Annotated in this window: 1 protein-coding gene; it reads right to left on the bottom strand. The window is 68.7% G+C overall.

Annotated elements, in window-relative coordinates; genetic code table 11:
* Nucleotides 1–30 precede the first annotated feature (30 nt).
* On the bottom strand, nucleotides 31–692 hold a 662-nt coding region (locus AC1DWF_RS34830; protein WP_476843038.1), incomplete at its 5' end, for an ABC transporter ATP-binding protein.

The following is a 692-nucleotide window of genomic DNA, read 5'->3' on the forward strand; positions in this document are numbered from 1 at the left end:
CCCAGATGCCGCCCGTCAAAACAACCTGACTCAAGGTGCCTCCGCCATCAGTTCCGGTTCGAAATGCGGAATCGCGGCCAGCAACTCGCGCGTGTAGTCGGCCCTGGGCGCGTCGAAGAGGGCGGCACTGCGGCCCTCCTCCACGACGCGTCCCTGCTGCAGGACGATGGTTCGCTCGCACATCATGCGGACGACGTTAAGGTCATGGCTGACGAAGAGGAAGGCCAGCCCCTCCTCGCGGCGGAGGTCGTCCAGCAGCTTCAGGATCACGGCCTGGACGGAGACGTCGAGCGCSGCSGTCGGCTCGTCCAGCACCAGCAGGCGCGGCCGCGTGGCGATGGCGCGCGCGATGCCGACCCGTGCCTTCTGGCCGCCGGAGAGCTGATGCGGGAAGCGGTCGAGCAGCCCGAGCGGCAGGCCCGAGCGCTCCGCGCATTCGATGACGCGGGCGCGCAGCGCCGGGCCGTCCAGCTTCGCCAGCCGGTGCAGCGGGTGGGCGATGCTGTCGAAGGCGGAGAAGCGGGGGTTGAGGCTGTCGGTCGGGTCCTGGAAGACGATCTGGATGTCGCGGCGCTGCGGGGCCTTGTGAAAGTCGCGCGCGGCGATGCCGCCGATGGATTCGCCTTCGAAGATGATCTCGCCGGCAGTCTTGTCGATGAGCCGGCAGATGAGGCGCGAGATGGTGCTCTTGC

It is taken from the genome of Aminobacter sp. P4_D5 (assembly GCF_056401815.1).